The organism is Variovorax soli NBRC 106424, assembly GCF_001591385.1.
Lineage (GTDB): Bacteria > Pseudomonadota > Gammaproteobacteria > Burkholderiales > Burkholderiaceae_C > Variovorax > Variovorax soli.
Genome location: NZ_BCUU01000184.1, coordinates 1 through 4,519, shown reverse-complemented (window position 1 = coordinate 4,519; position 4,519 = coordinate 1). Strand labels below are relative to the sequence as shown.

General features: G+C 64.0%; 3 protein-coding genes. 2 read left to right on the top strand and 1 reads right to left on the bottom strand.

Features of this window, described 5'->3' with window-relative positions:
* Both VSO01S_RS26005 and VSO01S_RS26000 read left to right on the top strand, forming a co-directional pair.
* Positions 1-2,803, top strand: a 2,803-nt coding sequence (locus tag VSO01S_RS26005) for an Ig-like domain-containing protein (RefSeq protein ID WP_174544771.1), incomplete at its 5' end; no start/stop codon positions are given.
* Positions 2,804-2,958: 155 nt separating this feature from the next.
* On the top strand, positions 2,959-3,522 hold the full coding sequence (locus VSO01S_RS26000) for a DUF2846 domain-containing protein (RefSeq protein ID WP_068645652.1): 564 nt from the start codon (positions 2,959-2,961) through the stop codon (positions 3,520-3,522).
* Between the two features lie 39 nt (positions 3,523-3,561).
* Here the strand turns inward: VSO01S_RS26000 and VSO01S_RS25995 are convergent, their stop codons facing one another.
* Positions 3,562-4,500, bottom strand: a complete 939-nt coding sequence (locus tag VSO01S_RS25995) for an IS481 family transposase (protein ID WP_068645651.1) — start codon at positions 4,498-4,500, stop codon at positions 3,562-3,564.
* Positions 4,501-4,519: the final 19 nt, after the last annotated feature.

Sequence of the window (4,519 nt, the reverse complement as noted above, 5' to 3'; positions counted from 1 at the left end):
TTCCGACAGCGATGTCGATACCGAAGCGCCCTCAAAGCCTTCGATTGATGAAGTGACCCGCGACGACGGCCCGAATCAAGTGCCGCTGCCCAATGGCGAGTCCACCAATGACACCCAGCCGACGCTGGGCGGCACGGGCACGCCCGGTGACACCATCACCATCATTGACAATGGCCAGCCCATTGGCTCGACCGTGGTCGACGAGAACGGCAACTGGACCTTCACGCCCACCACGCCGCTGCCCGAAGGAACGCACGAGTTCGAGGTGACCGCCACCGATCCGGCTGGCAACACCAGCGAGCCGTCCGATCCGCGCACGGTGAACATCGATACGAGCGCGCCGTCCAAGCCGCAGATCGACAGCGTCGAGGACAACGCCGGTGCCGTGCAAGGCCCGCTGGGCTCGCCCAGCCTGACCGACGACAGGACCCCCACCCTGGGCGGCACGGGCACGCCCGGCGACACCATCACCATCATCGACAATGGTCAGCCCATCGGCTCGACCGTGGTCGACGAGAACGGCAACTGGACCTTCACGCCCACCACGCCGCTGCCCGAAGGAACGCACGAGTTCGAGGTGACCGCCACCGATCCGGCTGGCAACACCAGCGAGCCGTCCGATCCGCGCACGGTGACCGTGGACACCACGGCTCCAGCTTTGTCGGCGCCGGTTGTGCCCGAGAACGCGAACGGCGGCATCAATGCCGCAGAAGCGGCAAACGGCACTCCCGTGACGATCAAGGCCTATGAGGGCATGGCCGTGAACGATGTGGTCACGCTGACCTTCAACGGTCGCACCTACACCCACACGGTGACGGCGGCAGAAGTTGGCCAGGACCTCGCGTTCACCATTCCGGCCCAAGACCTGATGGGCGAGGCGGGCGCGGACTTCAACGTCAGCTACACCGTGACCGACCAAGCGGGCAACACGGCCACCTCGCCGTCCACGCCAGTGCATCTGGACACGGTGGCGCCCTTCGCCAACGTCAAGACGACTTGGGACGACGTCAATGGCCGCAATGTCAACAACGGGGAGTCGACCAACGACCGCTTGCTGCTGGTCTCGGGCGACGGCACGCCTCACACGACGATCAGGCTGTACGACCACGAAACCGGCACTTACCTGGGCACCACCACGGCGGATGCACAGGGCAATTGGAGCATCCCGATCACCAGCGCGCTGAACGGGGACACCTGGTACACGTTCCGTGCTGTGGCCACTGATTCGGCTGGCAACGAGGGAAGTGGCACCACAATGGGTATCCACATTTCTCCGGCTCCGTTCGCCATGGTCGCGCAGGTCTTTGACGACGCCAACAGCGTCATCGTCGGCAACGGCGAAACCTGTAAGGACCGCACCCCGAAGGTCTCGGGTCACGGCACGCCCAATACCAAGATCGATCTGTACGATCAGGGCACCGGCGCTCTGCTGGGGTCCACCACGTCTGATGCGAACGGCAACTGGTCCATCCAGATTGGCAATGCACTGGCGGCGGACACTTGGCACACGCTCTATGCGGTGGCAACCGACTCCGTGGGCTATCAGGGCAGTGGCCAGAGCATGGGCATCAAAACTGGCCCGGCCCCGTTTGCCACGGTCACGCAGGTCTTTGACGACGCCAACAGCGTCATCGTGAACAACGGGGAAACGTGCCGGGACCGCACGCCCAAGATCTCGGGTCATGGGACGCCGCTGAGCAAGATCGATCTCTACGAGCACTACACGAACGTTCACCTGGGCACAGTCTGGACTGACGCGCAGGGCAATTGGTCCCTGCAGATCGGCAACGCACTGGCGGCGGACACTTGGCACACATTCCGTGCGGTGGCAACCGACTCGCAGGGCTACCAGGGCACGGGGACCGCCATGGGCATCCACATCGGTCCGCCCCCGTTCGCCTCGATCACCCAGGCCTATGACGATGCCTATGGTGTCGCCATCGGCAACGGAGGCTCGATCAAGGACACCACGCCGCGGATCTCGGGTCACGGCACGCCCAATAGCAGGATCGATCTGTACAACCACGCCAACGTGCACTACGGGACAACCTGGGCTGACGCAAACGGCAACTGGTCGATCCAGATCCAAAGTCCGCTGGGCCAGGGCATGTCACATACGTTCTTTGCGCGAGCGACCGATTCCCAGGGCTACCAGGGCAGCGGGACCGCCATTGGCATCTACATTGAAGCCGCTCCGATGATGGGCCGGGCTGCCTCTTCTACAGCCTTTAGCCTGGACGATGATGGTTCTCAAGCATTGCTTGATGAAACCCAACATAATGGGTCGAGCAACGGTGTGGGTGCAACGCAAGGCGCGTCCCAAGGCGTTGAGCCGCTGGTGCCCGCGGATGCGGCGGCCGATGAGTTGGCCGATGAGTCGGCCCCGCCTGCCCCGGCCTCTGGCTTGGAGCAGGTCGGCGAAGACGTGATCAGCTTGAGCGGCGCCGATGAGGTCTTGGATCTGTCGCAGCTGATCGAGTCGCAAAACGCGTCCGAGCCGTTGTCTGTAGACATCGTGGATCTCACCGGCACGGGAGACAACACGCTGAAGCTGACCCTTGCCGATGTTCTGGCCGTGGGCGAGCAAGACCTGTTCATGCAGGACGGCAAGACCCAGCTGATGGTCAAGGGCGACGAAGGCGACACCGTGGATCTGTCTGCTCAGGTGTCTGCCGAGTTCGAGGCCGGCGAGTGGGTCAATCAGGGTGACGTGCAGCTCGATGGTGTGTCCTACACCGTCTACGAGCACAGCTCGCTGACTGCGGAGTTGCTGGTCCAACAGGGGTTGACCACGAACGTGTAATTGAGCGCCAGCAAGGGATCGGGTGCGAACACAAGCACCCGATCCCCAGAGAGCGCCCAACCAGGGCACTCCACGGGCCTGGCCCGTGGAGATCAATTCGTGATTTGTCTAATTTGGATGAGCCTTCGCGTGCTTGTCCGTATGGAGTTTGAGAAATGTTCAAGAAACTTGAGATGACGAGAGCGCTGGTCCTGACCTGCGCACTGGCACCGCTGTCGGTGCTTGCCCAACTGGCACCGCCGCAACAAGCGAGCGCGCCCCTGGCCACAGCGCCCTCGGCGACCTCACCTGTTCACCGGCAAGCCTTCGGTGAGGTCTACACCCCCGTGGGCGCCGCCAGCACCAAGCAGGCCCAGGTCGTGGTCTACCGCGCCCTCTCGCAGGCCCCGGTCAAGGCCGATGCCAAGATCTATGTGGATGGCAAGTTGCACACGGCCTTGTTGCCCAATGGCTACTCCACCTTCTGCGTGCCCGCGGGCGAGCATTCGATCGCTGTGCTGGCCAATGGCGCCAACAAGAGCCAGCTGGTGCCCAGCGCGCTCAGCCTGGAGGGGGGCAAGACCTACTTCCTGAAGGTGCGCGAGGACGCCGCCAGCTCTCTGATGACTGTGCCCCAGCAAGAGGCACAGCAGCAGCTGCAAAGCAGCCGCGCTCAGCTGCACGTACACTCGCGCGCCAGCGCGGTTCAACCCTGCGCCCACGCCAGCGCAACGCACTAAGCGCGGCGCCCATCACGCCTGTGCTTAGGCCCCGGCGTCCTAGGTGTTGAGTTGCAATAGATTGGTCTGTCCAAGCCGGGAGGCTGGGGGCTTGTAGCCGAGGGCCGAGTGAGGCCTGCGAGCGTTGTAGTAGGCCAAGAAGGCGGGCAGCCAGGCAGTGCGTTCGCTGCTGTGGGCCCATGCTCGCCCGTAGGCCCACTCGCGCAGGCAAGTCTGGATGAAGCGCTCGGCTTTGCCGTTGGTCTGCGGCCGGTAGGGTCTGGTGAAGGTGTGCTTGATGCCCAGGGCCTGGCAGGTCTTGGCAAATAGGCGTGAGCGGTAGGCGCTGCCGTTGTCGGTAATCAGGCGCTTGATGGTCACGCCCAGGGACTGATAGTGCGCCACCGCAGCCAGCAGAAACTGCACGGCCGAGGGCTTCTTCTCGTCCGGATGCATCTGCACGAAGCCCACGCGCGAGTGATCGTCGATGGCCACATGGGCGAACTCCCAGCCTGCGCCGCGCACACGCGTGGTGCGGTCGCCGTTGATGCGATGACCTTCTCGCTCGATGCGCCCGAGTGTCTTGGTGTCCATGTGCAGCAACTCGCCCGGCGCCTCGCGCTCGTAGCGCAGCGCAGGCACGATCGGCTCCAGTGCCTTCAGGCTGGACAGTCCCACGGTGGCCAGGAAGCGGCTGATGGTGGCCGGGCTGCGGCCCACGACACAGGCAATGCGCCTGATGGGGGTGCGATCGCGCCTGAGCGCCTGGATGCGCGCAGCCAAGGCCTCATCGATGCTGCAGCGCGTCCTGTGAGGTCGGCAACTGCGGTCAAGCAAGCCCTGCTGTCCCTCCTGCTCGAAGCGGCGTTGCCACTTACGCGCACAGGCGGGGCTGATGCCGGCGGCCTCGGCCGCCGGCATCAGCCCTTGGGAGGCAATGCGATTGATCAGCAACTTGCGACCCTCGAAGGTCAGTCTGGCATTCTTATGGCTGTTCATCCGGGAGATTTCCTCTGTG